At 35.3% G+C, this 21,957-nt stretch carries 17 protein-coding genes and 7 pseudogenes; 5 read left to right on the top strand and 19 right to left on the bottom strand.

The window, feature by feature from the left end:
* A pseudogene (locus tag BAU28_RS20000) lies at nt 1–613 on the top strand (RNA-guided endonuclease TnpB family protein); the annotation flags it as partial.
* A gap of 203 nt (nt 614–816) precedes the next feature.
* Here the strand turns inward: BAU28_RS20000 and BAU28_RS19995 are convergent.
* The 10 genes and pseudogenes from BAU28_RS19995 to BAU28_RS30485 form a co-directional block, all read right to left on the bottom strand.
* A complete protein-coding gene (locus tag BAU28_RS19995; protein ID WP_000637485.1) occupies nt 817–1,128 on the bottom strand; it encodes a heavy metal-binding domain-containing protein in 312 nt (103 codons plus the stop codon).
* A gap of 176 nt (nt 1,129–1,304) precedes the next feature.
* Nucleotides 1,305–1,505: pseudogene (locus BAU28_RS19990) on the bottom strand (malate permease); the annotation flags it as partial.
* A gap of 122 nt (nt 1,506–1,627) precedes the next feature.
* Nucleotides 1,628–2,335, bottom strand: a complete 708-nt coding sequence (locus tag BAU28_RS19985; protein WP_071719695.1) for a response regulator — start codon at nt 2,333–2,335, stop codon at nt 1,628–1,630.
* A 2-nt stretch (nt 2,336–2,337) separates the two neighbouring features.
* The gene (locus BAU28_RS19980) at nt 2,338–3,936 is read right to left on the bottom strand and encodes a sensor histidine kinase (RefSeq protein ID WP_071719694.1); all 1,599 of its coding nucleotides are present in this window, start codon (nt 3,934–3,936) and stop codon (nt 2,338–2,340) included.
* Between the two features lie 7 nt (nt 3,937–3,943).
* A pseudogene (locus BAU28_RS30230) lies at nt 3,944–4,024 on the bottom strand (helix-turn-helix domain-containing protein); the annotation flags it as partial.
* Nucleotides 4,025–4,188: 164 nt separating this feature from the next.
* On the bottom strand, nt 4,189–4,878 hold the full coding sequence (locus BAU28_RS19970; protein ID WP_071719693.1) for a response regulator transcription factor: 690 nt from the start codon (nt 4,876–4,878) through the stop codon (nt 4,189–4,191).
* Between the two features lie 438 nt (nt 4,879–5,316).
* Nucleotides 5,317–5,472: a hypothetical protein gene (locus tag BAU28_RS19960; RefSeq protein ID WP_244158147.1), complete on the bottom strand. Its 156-nt coding sequence runs from the start codon at nt 5,470–5,472 to the stop codon at nt 5,317–5,319.
* Nucleotides 5,473–5,554: 82 nt separating this feature from the next.
* Nucleotides 5,555–5,836: a hypothetical protein gene (locus tag BAU28_RS19955; protein ID WP_071719691.1), complete on the bottom strand. Its 282-nt coding sequence runs from the start codon at nt 5,834–5,836 to the stop codon at nt 5,555–5,557.
* Between the two features lie 4 nt (nt 5,837–5,840).
* Nucleotides 5,841–6,215 carry a hypothetical protein gene (locus BAU28_RS19950; RefSeq protein WP_083594841.1) on the bottom strand — a complete coding sequence of 125 codons (375 nt, stop codon included), beginning with the start codon at nt 6,213–6,215 and terminating at the stop codon, nt 5,841–5,843.
* Nucleotides 6,216–6,245: 30 nt separating this feature from the next.
* Nucleotides 6,246–6,398, bottom strand: a complete 153-nt coding sequence (locus BAU28_RS30485) for a hypothetical protein (protein ID WP_165615175.1) — start codon at nt 6,396–6,398, stop codon at nt 6,246–6,248.
* Between the two features lie 1,024 nt (nt 6,399–7,422).
* On the opposite strand from BAU28_RS30485, the pseudogene BAU28_RS31045 reads away from it, so the two are divergent.
* Together BAU28_RS31045 and BAU28_RS19940 are read left to right on the top strand one after the other, a co-directional pair.
* Nucleotides 7,423–7,628: pseudogene (locus BAU28_RS31045) on the top strand (ferrochelatase); the annotation flags it as partial.
* A 107-nt stretch (nt 7,629–7,735) separates the two neighbouring features.
* The gene (locus tag BAU28_RS19940) at nt 7,736–9,202 is read left to right on the top strand and encodes a catalase (RefSeq protein ID WP_071719690.1); all 1,467 of its coding nucleotides are present in this window, start codon (nt 7,736–7,738) and stop codon (nt 9,200–9,202) included.
* Between the two features lie 186 nt (nt 9,203–9,388).
* On the opposite strand, the pseudogene BAU28_RS19935 reads toward BAU28_RS19940, so the two are convergent.
* The 7 genes and pseudogenes from BAU28_RS19935 to BAU28_RS19910 form a co-directional block, all read right to left on the bottom strand.
* Nucleotides 9,389–9,589: pseudogene (locus tag BAU28_RS19935) on the bottom strand (DDE-type integrase/transposase/recombinase); the annotation flags it as partial.
* Nucleotides 9,590–9,617: 28 nt separating this feature from the next.
* Nucleotides 9,618–9,752 (bottom strand): annotated as a pseudogene (locus tag BAU28_RS31040) (sporulation protein YhbH); the annotation flags it as partial.
* Nucleotides 9,753–9,899: 147 nt separating this feature from the next.
* A complete protein-coding gene (gene galE / locus BAU28_RS19930) occupies nt 9,900–10,886 on the bottom strand; it encodes a UDP-glucose 4-epimerase GalE (protein ID WP_071719689.1) in 987 nt (328 codons plus the stop codon).
* Nucleotides 10,883–12,412 (bottom strand): UDP-glucose--hexose-1-phosphate uridylyltransferase, encoded by a 1,530-nt coding sequence (gene galT, locus BAU28_RS19925; protein ID WP_083594840.1) that lies wholly within the window; start codon nt 12,410–12,412, stop codon nt 10,883–10,885. The genes galE and galT overlap by 4 nt, the downstream gene beginning before the upstream one ends.
* Nucleotides 12,409–13,578, bottom strand: a complete 1,170-nt coding sequence (locus tag BAU28_RS19920; RefSeq protein ID WP_071719687.1) for a galactokinase — start codon at nt 13,576–13,578, stop codon at nt 12,409–12,411. The genes galT and BAU28_RS19920 overlap by 4 nt, the downstream gene beginning before the upstream one ends.
* Nucleotides 13,579–13,762: 184 nt before the next feature.
* Nucleotides 13,763–14,794 carry a galactose-1-epimerase gene (locus BAU28_RS19915; RefSeq protein WP_071719686.1) on the bottom strand — a complete coding sequence of 344 codons (1,032 nt, stop codon included), beginning with the start codon at nt 14,792–14,794 and terminating at the stop codon, nt 13,763–13,765.
* A gap of 20 nt (nt 14,795–14,814) precedes the next feature.
* Nucleotides 14,815–16,263 (bottom strand): glycoside-pentoside-hexuronide (GPH):cation symporter, encoded by a 1,449-nt coding sequence (locus tag BAU28_RS19910; protein ID WP_071719685.1) that lies wholly within the window; start codon nt 16,261–16,263, stop codon nt 14,815–14,817.
* A 253-nt stretch (nt 16,264–16,516) separates the two neighbouring features.
* Here BAU28_RS19910 and BAU28_RS19905 point away from each other — a divergent pair, with 253 nt between their 5' ends.
* Nucleotides 16,517–17,422 carry an AraC family transcriptional regulator gene (locus tag BAU28_RS19905; protein WP_071719684.1) on the top strand — a complete coding sequence of 302 codons (906 nt, stop codon included), beginning with the start codon at nt 16,517–16,519 and terminating at the stop codon, nt 17,420–17,422.
* A gap of 965 nt (nt 17,423–18,387) precedes the next feature.
* On the top strand, nt 18,388–20,124 hold the full coding sequence (locus BAU28_RS19895; protein ID WP_071719682.1) for a PAS domain-containing sensor histidine kinase: 1,737 nt from the start codon (nt 18,388–18,390) through the stop codon (nt 20,122–20,124).
* A 71-nt stretch (nt 20,125–20,195) separates the two neighbouring features.
* Here BAU28_RS19895 and BAU28_RS19890 read toward each other — a convergent pair.
* Nucleotides 20,196–20,342: pseudogene (locus BAU28_RS19890) on the bottom strand (NUDIX pyrophosphatase); the annotation flags it as partial.
* Between the two features lie 674 nt (nt 20,343–21,016).
* Nucleotides 21,017–21,955, bottom strand: coding sequence for an ROK family protein (locus tag BAU28_RS19880; protein WP_071719680.1), 939 nt, complete (start codon nt 21,953–21,955; stop codon nt 21,017–21,019).
* Nucleotides 21,956–21,957 lie beyond the last annotated feature (2 nt).

Genomic DNA, 21,957 nt, shown 5'->3' with positions numbered 1-21,957 from the left:
CAACACAATAAAATTACCGAAACTTGGCCTTGTTCGCTTTGCTAAAAGTCGTGAAGTAGAAGGGCGTATCTTGCATACAACGATTCGTCATAACCCAAGTGGTAAATACTTTGTATCTATCCTTGTTGAAACAAACGTACAAGAAATGCCTAAAACTCAATCCACTTGTGGAATCGATGTTGGATTAAAAGATTTTGCCATTCTTTCTGATGGTACAATATACAAGAACCCTAGATTCTTCCGTACATTAGAAGAAAAGTTAGTGAAAGCACAGCGTACCCTTTCTAGAAGAACAAAAGGTTCTTCGAACTGGAATAAACAACGTGTGAAAGTTGCACGAATCCATGAATATATTACAAATGCAAGAGCTGATTACTTACATAAACTTTCTACTGAAATCATCAAAAACCACGATGTTATCGGTATGGAAGACTTACAAGTCAGTAACATGCTCAAAAATAGAAAGCTTGCAAAAGCGATTAGTGAAGTATCTTGGTCACAATTTCGGACTATGTTGGAATATAAAGCAAAATGGTATGGCAAACAAGTTGTTATGGTATCTAAAACATTTGCTTCTAGTCAATTATGTTCCAATTGTGAATACAAAAACGAAGCCTTTCGAAAGACTTCGTTTTTGGGCCATACCAGGAATTACAACAGTTAATAGCGATTGCTTAAACCCTAAACCTAATGTATCGATTTATTTGATACTTTTTTTAACTTTGCACCAGAACCTCTATGCAACTAATTTCGTTTTCAAAGAATATTTTGCCATAATAACCTGCAACTCCAATTAGGTTCTACTTTTCTATCTATTTACACACGTACAGCTGTACCGCTTATCGCGACCATTAACATTCCATCGCGAACCACTTCGTAGTCTACATCGATGCCAACAATTGCATTTGCTCCTTTTTGCGTTGCAAGTTGTTTCATTTCTTCCATCGCAATGTCACGAGCTTCTTTTAATTTACTTTCATAAGCACCAGAACGGCCACCTACTACGTCACGAACAGAAGCGAAGATATCGCGTACGATATTTGCACCCATAATTGCTTCACCGTTTACGATGTCTATATACTCAATAATTTCTTTACCCTGAATAGTATTAGTTGTTGTTACAATCATTATTAACACACTCCTATAATCTTTTAAAATTTATTGTTGTTTCTTATAATCTTATTATTACTTTTAAAAGCCAAATAAACTATCTAATAACCTTACATAAAGATGACAGTTCTGTAAGGATGAAAGAAAACAAGCTATCTACAAAAACCTTTGTTTCTTGTTGGATTTATTTACCCAATAACTGCAAATCCACCGATCATATCTGCTGGTAATTTATTATATACAGATGTTCTATAAATAATAGCAGCCAATACTACATATAACGGTAAAGGTATAACATCGATTTTAACATTCATAATTTTAGAAGCGAAAGATTCACTTTTCAATTCATTCCCATCAGAAAACGATACCGCTTCCACATTCTTTTGAATTCCCAGATGGCCCACCCTTGTTCTCTTAATAACAATATTAAAATGCTTTCAATAGTAAAAATAGTTTTTGTAAGTTTTGTAACTACTTTTGTAATTTTAAAAAATATAAGCGACTTATAATAAGTCGCTTATACGTAAAAACCTGTTATATTTTGGTCAATACATCTTAATTTACTCACCGGTCTTCCCACATGTTGATACACCATTTCATTCTCTAATACTCCGATTTCAGTCAAAAACATTACATACTTTCGAATAGAAACTCTCGAAACCCCTACTAATTGCGCCATTTCATCAGTTGTAAATGTTTGTCCATTAAGCGATTCGATTTTCTGCCAAATGAGTTGCAACGTTTGCTTCGTTAATCCTTTCGGAAGCTCTTTTGTGACAGTAGACTCTCTTTTTTCTTTTTGTAAAATTAACGAATCTAATTCTGATTGACTAATTTTTTGTTGTTCTTTCATAAAAGTAAGTTTTTCTCGATATACAGTTAACGCCTCTTTAAATCGTTCAAATGTAAATGGCTTAATTAAATAATCTACTACTCCATATTGTAATGCTTTTTTTATACTCCCCATATCATGTACAGCTGAAATCATCATAATATCAATTTCTTTTTCTTGATTCCGAATATACATTAAAAGCTCAAATCCAGTCTCCTCATGCATAAAAATATCAAGTAATACTAAATCTACTCGTGATTTCTCTAATACTTCTATCGCCTCTTTTACTGATTTAGCTGCATGAATAAGTTCAAACCCTCCCACTTGCTCTAAGTAATGCGTATTTAACATCGCTACCATCGGATCATCTTCTACAATTAAAACTTTAATCATCTTTATCTCTCATCCCTACTATTAGGTATTTCAATTGTTATCGTTGTTCCCTCTCCTATCAATGAATGAATATGAATTTCCCCATTTATTCGCTGTATGCTTTCCTTTACAAGATGCAAACCATACCCCCGATTATCACCCTTTGTGGAATAACCTTTTATAAATAATGCATCTATTTCATTTTCTTGTATGCCTTTCCCTGTATCTTGTACTGTAATGATTAATGTATCCCCATATTGTATTCCAACTTCAACCTGCTTCTTCTCACAATTCATCACTGCGTCTAATGCATTATTAATCAAATTTCCGACAATCGTAATAAGTTCATGAATGATCCTCTCATCATATATGTCTGGTAAGTCCGAACCTTCACTTATAATTAACTTTATATTTTTCTCTCTAGCATAACTAAGCTTACCTAGTAAAAAACCAGCAAATACCGGACTTTTAATTCTTTTCATAACCACACCAATTTCATATTGATGCTCTGACACCATACTACTTACATATTTCTGCAATTCTTCATACTGTTTCATATGTGTAAGTCCTAATACAACATGCATTTTATTCATAAACTCATGGGACTGTGCCCGTAATGCTTCCGCATATAGCCTGATACCGGTTAGTTCCTCTGCCAATTTTCTAATCTCTGTTTTATCACGAAATGTTGCAATCACGCCAACTATTTCTCCTTTTACGTATAAAGGAACACGGTTTGTAACAATCGTAATTCCAAGAATATTTTGTTCTTCGTTTAATTGTACCTCTCCTGTTTGTAACACTTCTTTTATACGTGAATTCGGCGTATATAATTCAATATCTTTACCGATAAAATCTTCTGTAAGTCCAATTTTCTTAAGTATTCGTTTTGCCTCACTATTAATTAAAGTTATTCTCGCCTCTGTATCTACAGCAACAATACCTTCTTTTACAGATTGTAGCATCGTATTTCTTTCTTCTAAAATTTTCGCTATCCTATGTGGTTCAAGACCAAATAAAATTTTCTTTATATGTCTAGCTAGCAATATCGCTCCTATAATTCCAACTAATATTCCAAAACCAACACCGATGTAAATGATATGTCTACTTTCTTTCACTCTCTCTTTCACATTATCAGCTGAAATGCCAACAGCGACCGCACCAAGTTGCTCACCTGTGTCAGCAAAAATAGGTTCGAATACTCGCATAGAAATCCCTAAAGTTCCTTCTGCTAACGATTCGTGTTCCTTTCCCTTCAATACAGCTCCTTCATCCCCTCCAACAAAATGATGACCTATTTTTTCAGGGTTTGGATGAGATTTTCGTATTCCATCCATATCCATAACTACAATAAATTGAACATTCGTGTGCTTTAATAATTTGTTTGTATACGTTTGAATTTCGGATATATCCGTCTTTCCTGTCAAACCTTCAATGATAACTGAAGAGGTTGCTACAATACGTGCAATTGTTTTTGCACTTTCTGCCTGGCTTTCTTCTGTCGTTCGTTCAACGTTGTGACTAATTAAAGTATCTGTTACGAGTAAAGAAAAAATTACAACTGTACACACTAATAGTGTAATCGTTTTCCATAAATCCAATAGTTTTTTCCTTTTTTTCATCTCTCTAGCAACCAATCGTTTTAGCAATTACTATTTCTTGTTTCTTATTTGGGTAGATACGAAATTTATATGCTTTATTTACTAACATAGGTTGCACCTCGTTTTGTTATAGGATATCTACAGTATACAAAAAAACGTAGGCTTACGCCTACTGGCATTCATCTCCCACCTACCGTTGGGCTAACGCCCTTCACACGCTTGAGGAAGGAGTATTCTGTCAGGAAACGATAAAGTACAAACTAATTTTCCGCCTCATCGTTCGCTTTCTTTCCATTTATATCCTTTTCCTCGTACCGTAAGGAGAAACTGAGGATCAGAAGGACTAGGTTCGATTTTCTGACGAAGACGACTGATATTCACATCTATTACTTTTGTGTTACCTACACAACTTATACCCCATATTTTATTTAAGAGTTCATCACGTGAAATTGGTTTTATGGAATTTTCCATTAAATATCGTAAAATAATATGCTCTGTTGGAGTTAAATCAATTACTATCTCATTCCTATATAATTCTCCTTGCAGAAGATTTAATTGAAATGGTCCCGAATGTATCAATTTCATATCCTTTTTATTTTCTTTTACTCTTCTTAGCAATGATTGTACACGTGCTACTAATTCAATTATGCTAAATGGTTTTTTAATATAATCATCTGCTCCAATTGTCAACCCGTGTACCTGATCTTTCTCTTGAACACGTGCCGTTAATATAATAATACCAATCTTTTCATTGTTTTTTCGTATTCTTTTGCATACCCGAAAGCCATCTATTCCTGGTAACATAACATCAAGTATTACAATATCAACATTATGATTTTCTAAAAGTTCAAGAGCTTTTTCACCTGTATCGGTTTCCAAAACATTGAAACCAGCACGCTTCATATTTAATGTAATAAAATTACGAATTGTTATCTCATCTTCTAATACTAAAATTGTTGTCATACTTACCGCTCCTTTACTCTTGTTGATAATCGGCTATGGGTTTGATATAAGATTTAAGCTTCTGGTCTTTTGATTTTTTTGAAATTGCATATACATGAGCTCTTGTTTTCCATATGTATCAACTCCTAGGAGTCACCATATATGTCCATCAACTTAAGAATTTAGTAAAAAACGTCATCCTTTCTATTTAGCTTTTTAGAAAGAATAACGTGGGGGTAGTAAAGATTCTTAAGTTGATGGACATGGGGCGGTAGCCCTAGTTTATCAGTTTTATATTAAGTAAGTGATAGGACTTTTTCATCTTTCATCTCATTCTCCCGCCAACCGCACCACCAAACAATTTATTACGTGAAAACGAAATTTGTTCTACAATTTTCGCGTTTTTATATACACTTCGAAACGCTTTGACTAGATAATCCAAGTTCTCTTCTGATCCACCTAAATAAAATCGAACCTTTTGACTCTTCCAGTCGATACATAAGTAACCGATACTAATCGCAACCCTTTCACAACTACTATAGTGGATTTCTCTAGTTCTGAAGGCTCTAATTCATAGAGTTGTCTTCTTCCATCCTTGTAAAATCCGCAATCGATCAGCTGACTAATGATACGCTGTTTTTTTTCTTTCTACATGACAAGTATGTTGTTCTAGCTTTTTTGGGTCTTTTGCATACTTTCAAGAAATCAATTCTTGTGTTGCCATTTCTACAAACTGAATATCAGACTCTACAAGGTAACGAATATATGCTGTTTTCGCTTTCATATATTCATCTTCATTTTTCCATCTATGATGGCCACCGTCACAAAGTACAAAAAAGGAAACGTTTCTCAACTGACTTACCAATTTATTCGTTTGACCCTTCGGATTAAATATTTCTTTCGCTTTTTTATGTGCCTGTAACACTTTGTCTTTCGAACATCCGCATACAAGTAAATAATGTGGAATGATTAAACTCATTTTGTTATCTCACCTCTCTATTGCTCTCATACACAATCGAGAAAGGATAAGAACAAAGAGCGCGCGTCGATTCTTTACACGCTAACATGATTTGAAAAGCATGATAAGAAGGATGATCCTTTTCCAAATGGCTAGTGATATATTCTAAAGAGCCGTCCTTCCTCCCGCCTTGTACAACAAACACCTTCAAATCGGATAAATGAGCCTGTTCTTTATGCTTATTCTTAATATAAAGGATTGCTCCACTTAAAAATGATTGTGTAGTTCTCACCCACGTTAATCCAGCGCCTTCATGAAGCATTTGTTTTGTCATTTCCATTGCGAGTTCCTGTGCCTGCTTTTTCGTTTGAATATCAGCAATTCCATTTGAAACAATCATTTCTTTCACCCTTTCGTAGTTATGTAGTTTTCATATAACTAAATACGATACAACTAACCAAAATGGCATTACCATTAGAAATCCATTTCTAATCCCTTTTGCAATAGCCAATGGATCATCATTACAGTATGACGTTTCCTTTTCTTCAACCCGCTGCAACATCTTTTTTGATGAAAGGCTCATATTGAATCTCCTTTCCTTTCAATCTATTTTCGTTTTCCATAACAAACTACCACCAAAACAGCCTATACAATAAATCATAATAAATTTTATAAAAATTTCTATAATTTCATCCATCATTCCACATTCTTCTCTCCCAAGGCCTGTAATACACAAGCTATAATCAGCAACGAAAGAATTAATAACAAACTCCCTATATCTCGGCATTTCCCAAACACTGATATCCTCTCCTCGCAATTAACATTTATTTCAGGAAAACCCCATGCTAAGAAAAGTCGGACAAGAAAAGAGCCAGATTTTACCCCGTTAAGAGCAAATCGGCTCTTAAATATTCAAAGGACGTAAGGAATGTAAACTTATTGAATGTAATCCCTCAAACTTATATTCTCCTAAGAAATTGATATCTTCCCAACTTAAAGGCGAATATCGTACGTCAGGGAACTTTTTATTTAAGAAACTTGGTTTTTCTGTACGTTAAGAAGGTTCCATAAACGGTATTTGATATTTTGCTTTTGGTAATGAGTTTTCGAACTGATTTTAAACGTACTTCAGTCCATTCTGATATCTTTTTTTCTTAGCGTGGTTTTTTCCAAAATACTGACGGTACCCCTATATTCAAAGTTTATTTAAAGGTATATTTTACAAAATATCTTCTTTTTTACATCCTTCATTAGTTAGTGAATAGTACATAATATCCTCGAATGATATTAATATAATCTCTATCCAATATCAATTCTTTTTTTATAATTTTTATAAAAAAAGAATTGATATTAAAAATTTGATGACATTTATCGACATAATATTTACTTTCATCAATTATCATTTTATAATGATTATAACTTAATAGACATACTACATAACGTGTAATAATTACTTAGTTGAACATATAGTTATCAAAAGAGGGCTTTTTAAATAATCCTACAGATGATGAACGAATGCTCATTACGGATTAACATCCAGAGATATAAGGAAATTAAAATTCTAGAAAAGATGTGTGATTAGTATGTTCAAATTTAGAAGATTAACAATTGGTTGGCGAAGTGTAGGGAATACACCAGATTCATGGATTGGATCAAATATACAAGACTTGACGAGAGGTTTATATATAAAGTAGGTTATAACTCTTTTGTTTATTGTCCAATTGGATTTATTGCAGAGTATATTAGACTGGCTATGCTAAATACACAAGATATATTTATGGATTGTTTCGCGGACCCTATCTCAAAAAAATGAAAAAAACGATTTTAAATTATTGACAAGTAATAAAACTAAATATATATTAAATTACAATATTTCCAATTAAATAATTATTATTGAATGTAAATAGGAGGTTCCCCTTTATGAATCCGAATAATCGCTTAACAACAAATCAAGGTTCTCCTGTAGGAGATAACCAAAATTCTCGTACAGCTGGTCAACGTGGACCAGTATTATTAGAAGATTATCATTTAATAGAAAAGCTTGCTCATTTTGATCGTGAACGTATTCCAGAGCGTGTTGTACATGCACGTGGTGCAGGTGCTCATGGTATGTTCGTAACAAAAAACAGTATGAAGCAATATACGAAAGCAGCGTTTTTACAAAATGAAGGAACTGAAACACCTGTATTCGTTCGTTTCTCAACGGTTATTCATGGTCAAGGTTCTCCAGAAACAGCTCGTGATCCACGCGGGTTCGCTGTTAAATTTTATACAGAAGAAGGAAACTATGATATCGTAGGTAACCATTTACCTGTTTTCTTCATTCGTGATGCAATTAAATTCCCTGACATGGTGCATTCTTTAAAGCCAGCACCTGATACAAATATTCAAACGCCAGATCGTTACTGGGATTTCATGACGTTAACTCCAGAATCTACACATATGCTGACATGGGTATTTTCTGATTATGGTACACCGGCAAACTATCGTGAACTGGAAGGTTTCGGCGTACATTCATTTAAATGGATTAATGCGAAAGGGAAAATTGTTTATATTAAATACCACTGGAAACCACAGCAAGATGTCCGAAATTTAAGTGCAAAAGAAGTGGAAGAAGTACAAGGTAAAGATTTCAACCATGCGACTCGTGATTTATTCGAAGCGATTGAAAAAGGAAACTATCCAAAATGGGATCTACACGTACAAGTGATGCAATTAGATGAAATGGATTCTTTAGATTTCGATCCGTTAGATCCTACTAAAGTGTGGCCAGAAGATCGTTTCCCATTAATCGAAGTAGGGACAATGACGTTAAATCGTAACCCGAAAAACTTCTTTGCGGAGGTAGAACAAGCGGCGTTTACTCCGAGTGCAACTGTACCTGGTATTGAACCATCTGAAGATAAATTATTACAAGGTCGTTTATTCTCTTACCCAGATACACAGCGTTACCGCCTTGGTGCAAACTATTTACAAATTCCTGTAAACTGCCCATACGCAGCTGTTCGTAATCAACAACGTGATGGTACAATGCAAATCAATCAAAACCCATCAACAATTAACTACGAGCCAAGTCGTCATGCTGAAAACCCAGTTGAAGATTCAGCTTACCGTGATTCGAATATGAAACTTGAAGGCTACGTATCTCGTGAAAAAATTGATAAACCAAACGACTTCCAGCAAGCTGGTGAACGTTACCGTTCATTCTCTAAAGAGGAACAAGATAATTTAATCGCAAACTTAACAAGCGATTTAAAAGATGTGAATGAGCAAACGAAATTACTTGCAATTTGCAATTTCTTCCGCGCAGACCGCGAGTATGGTATGCGCCTAGCGGAAGCATTAAATGTTGATATTTCAGCGTATGTAGGAAATTCTACAAAATAATAACATTCTTAATTTTATTTTATTCTCAAATTTAACTTGCAATATGTGTTTACTAATACAATATATATGTGAAAAGAAGTTGTCTCAAAAATTCGTTAAAAAACGATTTTTTAGAGACAGTTTCTTTTTTAAACTCCCTTCAACAATAGGTGGGAATATTAATACTTCATTAATCTTTGTTCATAAACGATGATCTTGTTCCACAATGTTATTTAAATATTTTATCTGTCTAATTTGCATGCCTAGTGGCATCTTTTTTTCTTTCCCCAATTTTCCCATGGCTATTGGATAAGCTGGATTTTTATCAACTATAATCACCCGGGTTTTAGAGACATGAAAAGACCGCAAAGCTTTCTTAAAGAATCGCCTTGCAGCCCTATGATTTCTATACATTTAATTATTTTTATATTTAAATTTATTTCTTAAGGAACTTTTTAAGGCAGTGAAAAATATCCTTCTTATTTTTCACTATATAATACTTAAACTTCTCATCTTCAATGTTTTTATAAACAGAAAATAGGCTAGATGATGAGCGATTATACTGGTTTAATTAGCGGGGGTATACCCCATGTCTATCAAGCTAGGATTTTAACAAAGATATCATATTTCTACAAACTTCACTACTAATTATTATGGTTGAAAATAAAACCGCACTAGAAATTTCATCGCCTCTAGTGCAGTTCTTTTTCGAATGTTTTTAATATCCTTCTGGATGACTTTGATGCCATTTCCATGCTGTAGCAATAATATCCTTAATAGAAGTATATTTTGGTTCCCAACCAAGAACTTCCTTGGCTTTCACACTTGATGCAATTAACACATCTGGATCACCTGGGCGACGCGGACCGATTTTTGCTGGAATTGGATGTCTTGTGACCTCACGAGCAGCTTTAAGTATTTCTTTATTTGAAAAGCCTTCTGCTGAACCAAGATTAAATATGTCCGGTTTTCCGCCAGTTTTTAAATATTCTAGCGCTTTGATATGCGCATCGATTAAATCTACTACATGGATATAGTCACGGATGTTCGTTCCATCCGGCGTGTTATAATCGCCCCCATAAATCATGAGCTCATCACGCTGGCCAAGTGCTACCTGTAAAATAATCGGAATCAAATGTGTTTCATGATTATGGGCTTCTCCAATTGAGCCATCTTCTTTTGCGCCTGCAACATTAAAGTAACGAAGCGCCACATAATTCATGTCGCTTGCCTCACTTTGCCATTTCATCATTTGTTCCATCATCAACTTACTTTGACCGTATGGGCTAATTGGCTTTGTTGGAGTTGTTTCCTTAATTGGCATCTCTTCTGGAATTCCAAACGTTGCAGCAGTTGAAGAAAAGACAATGTATTTCACGCCGAATTCTCTCATGACTTCTAAGGTAATCTGCGTGCCGTAAACGTTGTTATTGAAATATTTCAATGGCTCTTCCATTGATTCACCAACAAGTGAAAATGCCGCAAAATGCATCACACCTTCAATATTCTTTTCTTGAGAGAAGACTTCACACATGAATTTCTTATCACGTATATCTCCCTTGTAAAAACGCGCTTTTTCATGCAACGACTCGATATGACCGGTCAATAGATTATCGATTACCGCTACATCATAGCCATTTGTGATTAATTGATTGACGGCATGTGAACCGATATAGCCTGCACCACCTAAAACTAAAACTGTCATCTAGTTATCACCTCTCGAGTTGTGCTTTGTAATTCTTTGATAAAGCGATCAAACCCTGCTCTACCCTCTTTATTCATCTTATAGACACCAGCATCTTCTAAGACGCGTTCAAATTTTTTTGCAACTTCAGTTTGAAGAAAGCTTTGGATGTTCTCTTCCGTATAACCGCCCTGGGCTTTTAATTCATCTGCCCATTTTTGGTGGATTTCAGGAACATTGGCTTTCTTATCTAACAAGTACAGCTCAACTTCATGAAGCTCCTCAATCAAACGTGGAGGAAGAATCGCAAGGCCCATGACTTCAATAAGCCCGATATTTTCTTTCTTAATATGCTGTACATCTGGATGTGGATGGAAAATTCCATCAGGGCATTCTTCACTCACATTATTATCACGCAGTACAAGATCAATTTCATACTTTTCTCCATGGCGCCGCACAATTGGTGTAATCGTATGATGTTTTATGCCATCTTTTGATTGCGCACGAATTTGTAAGAATTCATCTGAATAGTTCTTCCAACTTTCATGGATGTAGGCGCTGGCATTAATTAGTTCTTCTTTGTTTAAAGAAGAAAGCCGAATCACACTCATTGGCCAGTTGACAATACCACAAGAAATATTTGGGTAGTCAGGTAGTTCAAATGTTTTAAGAACTTTAGCGTTTGCCATTGGAAAGTCATGGCGTCCAGCTTGATAGTGATCATGGCTTAAGATAGATCCTCCTACAATAGGTAAATCCGCATTTGAACCAATGAAATAGTGTGGCATGATTTCTACAAAACTAAATAAACGAGAGAATGCCTCACCAGAAATTTTCATTGGTCGATGCTTCTTAGATAATACGATGGAGTGTTCATTATAGTATGCATATGGTGAATATTGAAAACCCCATTCCTCTCCATCTAGCTTGATGTTAATGATTCGGTGATTGCTTCTACCTGGATGGTTAAAGCGACCAAAATACCCTTCATTTTCAATACAAAGTAAACATTTTGGATAGTTGCCCTTCGGTGCATTTCTAGCCGCTAAGATCTCTTTTGAATCTTTCTCTGGTTTGGACAAATTAATAGTAATCTCAAGTTCACCATATTTTGATTCTGCTAAATAATGAATATTTTTTGCAATTTCACGGGTCTTTATATAATCATTACGTTTACTTAGTTCAAAGAAATAATCCGTTGCTTGTTTAGGACCTTTACAATATGCCTCCTGAAAATTCGCATTGACCTTAGATGGAAGTGGTGTAATCACATTCATTAAAAGTGCTTCGAACATTTCACGATTAGCTTGGTTTTTAGAGATAATATGATTTTCCTTCGCTTTATCCATAAGCGTATCTAACAACACATGTGGGTCCGTTTCAACTACGCTCGTAATCTCTCCCATTTCCGATTCGCCAATCAAACGTAATAGTTGATTGTGCATATAAATTCGGTCATTTTCCTCAATGGCTCCATTCTCAATCGCAAGTGTAGTAAAATCATAAATTGTTTGACATGTGTTCATCGTTTTCACCTCATTCATCATCCAATCACTGTAGTTCCACTACCAATGTGTGCCACATAAAAGACAGGCGCATATCCGACAACTTTGATATATTCATCATAAACATTGTTTTTAAAAGTGTGGGTTTCACTTTCTTTTACTAATGCGATGGCGCATCCCCCAAATCCTGCTCCAGTCATACGGGATCCAAGCACACCCTCTTGTTTTTGCGCAGTGGCCACCAATGTATCTAATTCAAGCCCAGTTACTTCATAATCATCTCTTAAAGATGTATGAGAAGCATTCAATAGCTTTCCGAATTCTTCTAAATCACCTGCAGTAAGAGCTGCTTGGGCTTTTTTTGTGCGTTCATTTTCGTAAACTGCATGCTTCGCGCGTTTAATTAGGATTTCATCTCCAATAAGATCTTGATTTGCATCAAACTCTGTTTCGCTTAGTTCTCCAAGTGCATGAATCTCTAACTTTGTTTGGAGACGTGCGAGTGCTTCTTCACATTCAGCACGGCGCTCATTATATTTTGAATCTACTAGTTCACGACGTTTATTAGTATTCATAATGACAATAACATAGTCATCCAAAACCACTGGAACCATTTCATGCTCTAATGTATTGGTATCAAGGAGAATCGCTTTATCTTTCTCACCAAATCCAATGGCAAATTGATCCATGATACCAGAATTTACACCAATGAATTCATTTTCAACTTTTTTACCCATTTTCACTAATTCAAGTCGCGTTACGTCTAAGTTGAACAAGTCTTCTAATACTACGCCTACAAGTAATTCAAGTGAAGCACTACTTGAAAGTCCCGCTCCATTTGGAATCGTTCCTTCAACTAATAACTCAAAACCACGGTCTATTTTATGACCTGCTTCTTTCAGTGTTAAGATAACTCCTTTTACATAATTTGCCCAATTCGCATTTTTATCGTAATCTAGTTCATTCAACGTGAAGCTAATCACTCCAAGTTCTTCAAAGTTCGTTGAGTAAACTAATACTCTATCATCCTCACGACGCCTAGCTACCCCGTAAGTTCCATAAGTAATAGAAGCGGGGAATACATAGCCACCATTGTAGTCTGTATGTTCTCCGATTAAATTGATACGTCCTGGAGAAAAATATTGAGTTGTTTCTTGAGGTCCAAATACCTCAGCAAATTTTAAAGCTAGTTCACGTTTCTTTTCCATAAGTATAAACCTCCCTTTCGCATGCATTCCTAGATAAGGGAATTATCTCTGTATTCACTGGCTCACTTCTAAGAGTTCATCATTATTTCTAGACACAACATCGCATTTAAAATAAATTCTGATAGCAGTATCTAATTGTTTCTATACATATTTCATGTTGAAAGAGACTATTCAAAATATGATCTCAAATAATATGAAATTCAGTCATCGTTTGATAAGTTGAATCCGCCCTAAGAACCGTATCCCCAAAATCAGAATACTTTTCAGCACCCGGGGAAACCTGTGTTTCAAAGGTAATTCCACCATGGTGTGCAAGTTTCTTGCCATGCATGAAAGGCGTATTCTCACCAAAATTTGCCGTAAAGATGACGACACTTGGTTCTTTTGTGGCTATTTCAATTTTGACCACTTCATCCGGGCTAATGAGTTTCACTGAACTATGTAATAGCTCAGGTCGGTTCAAGAAAAATGGGTGATCAATTCCATCCACTAATTCTTTTTGAGCAAAAGTACTATTGAAGGTTTCTTTGAGTTTAACTGGCCTTCGAAAATCAAACGCAGTACCTTCTACAGGCAACTTTTCACCAATTGGAATACTTTCCTGATCAAGTGGTGCAAATCTATCACTATTCACCCATAAGGTGTGTTCATTTACAGGTTGCGTTACATCACCAGTTAAGTTGAAATACACGTGATTTGTTGGATTAAACAAGGTATCTTTGTCACTTGTCGCCCTAGTTTCTATTCTCCAAATATTCTTATTATTTATCGTGTAACGTATCTCGACATCAAGATTCCCCGGAAAACCATTTTCACCATCTGGACTCACCGTGTGAAATATCACTGAGACCTCATCATGATTATCGATAACTTGATATTGCCACTTTTTACTTTCAAATCCTGGAGTACCGCCATGTAAAGTGTTTCCGGTTGTCTCATCAATTTGTACTTTATAAATTTTCTCATCAATTTGAAAAGTTCCATTTTGAATTCGTCCAGCTACTCGTCCAATTGAGGCACCAATATATAAATCCTTTTCAAGATATTCCTGTGCCGTATCAAAACCAAGTACGAGCTCACGTAGACCATTCGTTGTTGGTACCTTTAAACTCGTAATACGAGCACCGAAATCTGAAACAGTCAACTGCAGGCCGTTCAGATTGGTAATAGTGATAATCGTATAACCTGCACCGAAATTTTTTGTTGTAATGTTCATCTTAGATATCCTCTACTTCTTTATTTAGAATGAGCAAGTGCAGCCTTTTCAGTTGCTTTTTCGTCATGATTTAGCCTTGCTTCTAGTTCTTTGACGATTTGTGCATGTTTTTTCTCTGTTAATGTAATCTTCCATGCGAAAATGATGGCGGAGAAAATCATGAGTGCTGCTGGAAGGTAGAACGCATAAAGATGAAACGTTGAAACACCCTGTGCAGTAATGTCTGCTGCTGTAGCATTGCCAGTCATCCCAGCAGCAACAGCTACAAACCCAACGATTCCGTTTGATAAAGCTCCGGCAATTTTATCGAGTAATGGACGAATTGATAAAGTTACAGCTTCGTTTCGGGTACCATTTTTCCATTGTCCATATTCAACTGCGTCGGTAATAGTCATCAAAGCTGAAAGGAAAATCAACTGCTGTGGGAAGTAGTAGAGCACCAATCCCACAATAACCATTGGTAAACTTGTTCCAGCTAAGATGAAACACACATATGCCAGAAGCATCATCGCAATACCGCCAATATAGACAAAACGTCTTGAAATTAATTTCGTGAGCATTGGGAAAAGTGGAACGGCAATTAAGCCTAATACAGCTGCAATTAATCCCACAATCCAGAACTCGCCTGAATTTCCTAGAATATATTTGAAGAAGAAGAATAACACAGCAGTAGTTGCAACATTGGCAATCGCATATGCAATATATGAAAGTGCTAGCCACATCAACTGATCGTTTTTAGCAATAGCTTTGAAAATATCTTTAATGCCTGCTTTTTCTTGTTGCTGACGAATTACGCTATCATTTTCTTTTGTGCCAAGTGCCGTAATAATCGCTGTTCCACCAGCAATAACAGCAGCAATCAAACCAAACCAAAACCAACCAGAGGCACCTTGAGAATCTTTACCAGTCATCAAGAAAGTAAAGAAGGTAACGATTGGTACAACTGCTAGTGTAGTCCCATTTGCACCAAGTGATGAACCCAGTCGTGCAAATGTTGCCAGTTTTTCTCGTTCCTTAGTTTCAGTGCTTAACGCTGGAATCATCGACCAAAAAGCAATATCCTTAAATGAATAAAAACTATCGAGTAAGATATAAACAATTGCAAACAAAATGATGAACAGTGTAGTATTATGAATTGCTAGACCAAAGAAATTGGTAAATATGAATACAAGAAGGATAGAGCTAACTACACCACCAATGACTAACCAGGGCTTAAACTTCCCGAATCTCGTTTTTGTGTTGTCAATTACTCCTCCAATAAGCGGATCAAAAATAATTTCTACTAATCGAATTACTACGACTAAGCTCGTAATAATTCCAATCATTTTTCCAGTTGTTTCTTTATCAGCCCCAGTGAACATTGCACTCGTAACAAAGACCATAAAATAAGTGCTCAAAGTTGCATAAAATATGTCATGACCAAATGCACCTAAGGCATAGGAAATACGTTGTTTTAAATTTCCATTCATGTTCATTCTCCTTTTTTGTAATTTTTCTCGCAATTTAATTTTAATAATGATATAAGAGCGTTTACAAAATTAAACATAAAAAGACTGACGAACTACATTAATCTCCTTCCTTTGGTTTTCTTTTTCAATTATAGTTTAACAAGAAAGCGCTTTCTGTTTTATATCATTTTGTGACTTTGATTTAACCTTTTGTTGCATTTCTTCCTTCAAAAGGCAGATTAAATTATAGTAATCACGAAGAGGGGAGAAGCCCATGGAACAAGCAATCTTTATGAAAAAAGAACAGCATCACTTCTCAAGCGAACTTTATTTTGATTTTTGTGGTTTTTCAAAAACACTGCCTTTTCATGCTTTTGGACCAGCTGTGCGTAACAGCTACATTATTCATGTCGTGTTGGATGGAAAAGGAATGTACTATGTAAAAGATAAAAAATATTCATTAAAAAAAGGAAATATTTTTCTCATTCGCCCAGGAGAGTCGACCTTTTATCGCTCGGATGCAGAAGAACCGTGGTTGTATGTGTGGCTGTCATTTGGTGGGAAGGTAGCAGATGAAATTATTCGTTATTCGAGTTTTAAAGAAGATAACTACTCTATTACTTCAACTAATATTCAACAATATTCGGATATTATCTTGGAGTGTATGAATTGCTCCCACGACACATTAGGAGATGAATTAAAGTTGAATGAGTTGACCTATCGGTTTTTACGATTATTACTTACAGATGGTGGCGAATTATCAATAGGAGTAAAACAAAAGTTTTCACGACTCGCGATTGAAGCGATGATATATATTGGAAAGCACTATCTAGAAGAGATTACAGTAAGTAATGTGGCAAATCATCTTGCGGTTAATCGAAGCCATCTTTCGCGTGTCTTTCACAATCATTTCGGGATGAGTATGAAGGACTGGATTTTAAGGGCGCGCATTAATCACGGAGCATATTTACTTTCAATGACAAATGAATCGGTAGAAAACATTTCTTATCAAGTGGGCTTTCGTAGTTTAGTAGTCTTTAGCCGCATATTTAAAAAAGTGACTGGAGAAACACCTACGCATTATCGAAAACGTATGTCGAAAGAGAATTTCCAAACAATCTCTTTATCAAGCTTGAAGTTCTTACTTGATGAACAGGAAATTATTTCATGGGCCACTTAGGTATCGCTATCAAGACTAAATTTCCTTAAAGGGAGAAAACACGCTATTCTTTCTGTAGAATCATAGGAAAGGATGGCGTTTTTATATGACTATTTCTGTATCTGATGTATTACAACTATTTGCTCAAGAAATTCAAAACTTTTTATCGTTTTCCGACAGAAGACTCCTTCCTCAAAAATGTGAAGGTGTGAAACACCAATTTTAGGTGGGAGATGAATGTCGGTTGGCATAAGCCAACATGTTTGCTATCCTATATTTGTACAGATTGCTCTTTGAAAACTGAAGATATGAGGTTGGTTGCAGAAAAACGTTGCAACCGTAAAATCTTCAACGTTCTATCGCCCCACGCTTGCCGAAGTTGCGAAAATCAAGCTAAAGTAGGAAGCGTGGTGAGTCAACGTACAAGATACTTATGTTTTCACCGTAGGGACTACGGGCAGAGCCTGCTAAGATAACCGGTGGATACATCGGTGTTCGCAGGAATCTCCCACTTCAAACAGTCCGTAAGGACGTTAAGTGGTGAGTAGTTCAAGCTAGACTTATAATTACAAAGAAAGAGTAAACAAAAACCCTTAGTGATATAGTTATCTGAATTTTTAGTTTTATTTGTTGATTTACTTTACATCATTGACATGTGTATATGTATTTTTTCCTCCACTCTTTCTTTGCTGTGCCCTTTAGAAAAAAACAACTTGTCCATATCCAAGTTGTTTTTTTCTGTAAAAATTTCATTTATTGTTGATGATAGTTGAGATAGTAATTCAAAAAATCACCTACCAGGGACATAGTTTTTAAGGTGAGTTTTTGGAAAGCATTTTTATGAAAAATGTGCGGGAATCGTTTGAAAATTAAAATAACCCATCTTTTCTGTGTACCTCGACACATTTAATTTGTATAATAAAAAAACTAAGAAAATTTAAAAAATAACTACATAAGCATGTTTACATACATAGGGGTGAGAGAATATGTACAAACTGACAGAGATTATTGACGTAAAAGAAATACAAACTATGGCAGAACACTTTTATCTTTTAACACAGATTTCACATCAGCTGCTTGATTGCAACGGAGGAATCATATTTCATTACGGCACACCATCCTCTGATATACATTTACATACAAAAATTCATGTCCCTATTATATTCAATGAAAATACGATTGGTGATTTTGTGATTTTGTCGCCTAAAGATAGTATTGAATCTTGCACTAAATACTTTAAATCCCTTGCAACGATTATAACGAATAAAGGAATGAATACATTACATCAATTACAGAAAGATCAATCTATCCCTGCTGAAAAATTATATACGATTTTACACAACATGCCCGTTATGGTTGATGCTTGTGATGAAGAAGGGAATATTGTCATATGGAACCGAGAGTGTGAACTTGTAACAGGTTACAGTGCCGCTGAAATTGTTAACAATCCTTGCGCGTTAGAACTACTTTATCCAGATGAAACGTATCGGAACCAGTTACTTCATGGATTTTCTGAACTCGGTAAAAACTTTCGTGATTGGGAAATGACGCTTACTTGTAAAAACGGTGATGAAAAAACAATCCTGTGGTCAAACCTGTCAGAAGAATTCCCTGTTCCTGGATACAGTCACTGGGCAGTTGGTATTGATATTACGCATCGGAAAAAGATAGAAGAGAAACTTATAGAAAAATCTTCAGAGTTAGAATTAATTTTTAAAGCACTTCCAGACTTATGTTTTTTAACAAGACTTGACGGAGTAATCGTTGATTCTAAAGCTGGCTGTCCATCAAGTTTTTATGTACCTGTCGAACAATTTATGTATAAAAAATTTCAGGATGTGTTACCTTTAGATGTTGCCCTGCAGCTACAAGAAGCAATTGCAAAGGTACAGCAGAATAATTTCATAGAAATTGTAGAATACTCCTTGCTCATGCATAATAGTATTTACTTTTTTGAAGCACGATGTTTACCGCTATTAACAGATAAAGTGATGGTTATGGTTCGCGATATTACAGAGCGGAAAAAGACAGAGGAACTATTAAATAAATCAGATAAATTAGCTACTGTCGGTCAACTCGCTGCAGGGGTTGCACATGAAGTGCGAAACCCACTCACTGTTATTAAAGGATTTATACAATTATTAGAGATACCAATGAAACATGAATCAAAATATTTTCAACTCATACTTTCTGAAATTGAGCGCATTGAATCTATTATTCACGAATTTTTATCTATTGCTAAACCTGAGGTATGTTCTTTTGAGCAGGAGAGCATCGGTGTAATCTTAGAAAACGTTGTATCATTAATTAATACAAAGGCAATTATGACAAATATTCATGTCACAGTACAAACCGATCCTGACGTTGTATATATTGATTGTTGTAAAAAGCAATTAAAACAAGTGTTTATCAATGTTTTACAAAATTCGATGGAAGCAATGCCAAATGGAGGAGGCATAATCATTACCACTAAGAAAGTAAATAATAATGAGGTGGAAATTTGTATTTCAGATGAAGGGACTGGTATTCCAGAAGAAAGAATTGCAAAACTTGCCGAACCTTTTTATAGTACGAAAGAAAAAGGCACAGGTCTTGGTTTAATGATTAGTTATAAAATTATTGAAAGTCATCAAGGAAGAATTTGTATAACAAGTAAAGTTGGAGTAGGAACCTCGGTGAATATTTATTTACCGCTATTGCAAGAGGACATAAATCTTTCTTAGGTAGGCGTACCATCAGGAAACTGCGGCTTTCTTAAGTTGTTTAATTCTCGTTCCACTATCGTCTTTGTTAGCTAACACGTTAATTGTTTTAATAGCCTTTTGTTTAATTCCCACAATGCTGCTTTGTTGCTATCCCATTTCAAAAGCGTTACTGCTTCCTCAAAGCACAACCATTTATAATTGAAGTGTTCTTTGGATAATGAAATATTTTTTATTTGCTTTATAGAGAAAAGAAATGAGATAGAATGATAGGTTTAATGAAAAGAGCCCTAAAGAGATAGGGGCTCTTTAGGGCACGCCTAATCGGATAAATTGATTAGGAGGAATATAAATATTTTAACATATAGATGACTCATCTGAAGGTAACAAAAAGATAACAAATGAGAATGTATATGGCAATGAAGATTTTCACTGTAAAAGGGGTACGGAAACGATTCAAGGTATGAGGGGACACCCTGGGGAAATATTCAAATTGATACTATAAATATAAACAAGAAACCTATCTGCGGATAGGTTTTTATTTTATAATGAAGATGGTTGAATATTGAAACATATACAGATTCTAGGGTTCTGGTGCAAAAACTTAAGGACAATTGCAATGAATCTATAAATCTTGGAAATACTGTTACTATTACTTTAGAAAGGGTGCGTGATTCATGGTTTGTATCCTCCTTTCATGTATTTGTATGTTTTATATATCGCAGTCTCGTTCTCTTTTCATACAACGAACTGACGCATAGAATCTTTATTAATCAAATAAAAACAATCGTTCTCGTTATGTGCGAATGTACGTTCTTTTTAAAGGGGATAATTAGAAAATATTATAATCCGTTATCAATCTAATATTTTGATAGACACGGGTAGCAACTTTCATAAAAAAAGAATTACTATTCTAAAATAGTAATTCTTTTTCCAACCGGTTGAGCGCCACATAACAAGCCCCATACACACCTGCATCATTATGTAATGCTGCTAAAACTATATCCGTCTTTTTTTGATAAATCTCCATTACTGCTTGGTGAAACCTTTCTTGAATTTGTTGCAAGAAAGGTTCCCCTTGTTCAGCAATCCCGCCTCCAATAATAATTAATTCGGGATTGAACATATGGGCAATATTCACTAGTCCAGTAGTGACATATTGTAAAAACTGTTCATATACATCTTTTGCTAACTGCTCTCCTCCATGTATGCGTTCTATAATTTCTTCACCTGTAATGGTGTTTATTTCTATCCCTTGTAATCTGGAAGCTTCTTGATACTGACGAATTAGAGCTGAAGTTGATGCATATCTTTCGTAACATCCTTTCCCGCCGCAACTGCAAGCTTCTCCATTATGGACAATTGTCATATGACCGAGCTCTCCAGCTAGTCCGTTTGCACCTTGGAGCATTTGACCATTTATCATAATACCGCTACCGATCCCTGTTCCAAGCGTAATTAAAACAATATGTTCTTTTCCACTACCTACCCCTTTCCACATTTCACCAATGCAAGCTGAACGAACATCGTTTTCAACAGTTGCGGTATAACCGGTTTCTCTATAAATATAGTCTGTTATGTTCGTGCCACTATACCCCGGAATATTGGCAGAAAATATAACTTCTCCTCGTTCATTGTCAATCAGTCCACATGACGACACCCCAACGGAATGAATCTTATCATTCTTTTCTAATTCACGTATTGTGTCACAAATACGCTGCAGAATTTCGTTTTTTTGATTGTGTGCTGGTGTTTGTATTTTTCCTTTTTCATATATTGTTCCTTGTTCATCAATCATCGCATATTTAATAAATGTTCCTCCAATATCAAAACAAGCAAAGCTTTTCCCCATAT

It is taken from the genome of Bacillus paramycoides (genome assembly GCF_001884235.1).
GTDB lineage: Bacteria > Bacillota > Bacilli > Bacillales > Bacillaceae_G > Bacillus_A > Bacillus_A paramycoides.
This window is presented reverse-complemented; position numbering and strand designations above follow the sequence as displayed.

What these genes read in the sequence shown, in the direction of transcription:
- BAU28_RS19995 (WP_000637485.1), bottom strand. Translation starts at nt 1,128, where the DNA reads ATGATTGTAACAACAACTAATACTATTCAGGGTAAAGAAATTATTGAG.
- BAU28_RS19985 (WP_071719695.1), bottom strand. Translation starts at nt 2,335, where the DNA reads ATGATTAAAGTTTTAATTGTAGAAGATGATCCGATGGTAGCGATGTTA.
- BAU28_RS19980 (WP_071719694.1), bottom strand. Translation starts at nt 3,936, where the DNA reads ATGAAAAAAAGGAAAAAACTATTGGATTTATGGAAAACGATTACACTA.
- BAU28_RS19970 (WP_071719693.1), bottom strand. Translation starts at nt 4,878, where the DNA reads ATGACAACAATTTTAGTATTAGAAGATGAGATAACAATTCGTAATTTT.
- BAU28_RS19955 (WP_071719691.1), bottom strand. Translation starts at nt 5,836, where the DNA reads ATGAGTTTAATCATTCCACATTATTTACTTGTATGCGGATGTTCGAAA.
- BAU28_RS19950 (WP_083594841.1), bottom strand. Translation starts at nt 6,215, where the DNA reads ATGATTGTTTCAAATGGAATTGCTGATATTCAAACGAAAAAGCAGGCA.
- BAU28_RS30485 (WP_165615175.1), bottom strand. Translation starts at nt 6,398, where the DNA reads ATGAGCCTTTCATCAAAAAAGATGTTGCAGCGGGTTGAAGAAAAGGAA.
- BAU28_RS19940 (WP_071719690.1), top strand. Translation starts at nt 7,736, where the DNA reads ATGAATCCGAATAATCGCTTAACAACAAATCAAGGTTCTCCTGTAGGA.
- galE (WP_071719689.1), bottom strand. Translation starts at nt 10,886, where the DNA reads ATGACAGTTTTAGTTTTAGGTGGTGCAGGCTATATCGGTTCACATGCC.
- galT (WP_083594840.1), bottom strand. Translation starts at nt 12,412, where the DNA reads ATGATGAATGAGGTGAAAACGATGAACACATGTCAAACAATTTATGAT.
- BAU28_RS19920 (WP_071719687.1), bottom strand. Translation starts at nt 13,578, where the DNA reads ATGGAAAAGAAACGTGAACTAGCTTTAAAATTTGCTGAGGTATTTGGA.
- BAU28_RS19915 (WP_071719686.1), bottom strand. Translation starts at nt 14,794, where the DNA reads ATGAACATTACAACAAAAAATTTCGGTGCAGGTTATACGATTATCACT.
- BAU28_RS19910 (WP_071719685.1), bottom strand. Translation starts at nt 16,263, where the DNA reads ATGAATGGAAATTTAAAACAACGTATTTCCTATGCCTTAGGTGCATTT.
- BAU28_RS19905 (WP_071719684.1), top strand. Translation starts at nt 16,517, where the DNA reads ATGGAACAAGCAATCTTTATGAAAAAAGAACAGCATCACTTCTCAAGC.
- BAU28_RS19895 (WP_071719682.1), top strand. Translation starts at nt 18,388, where the DNA reads ATGTACAAACTGACAGAGATTATTGACGTAAAAGAAATACAAACTATG.
- BAU28_RS19880 (WP_071719680.1), bottom strand. Translation starts at nt 21,955, where the DNA reads ATGGGGAAAAGCTTTGCTTGTTTTGATATTGGAGGAACATTTATTAAA.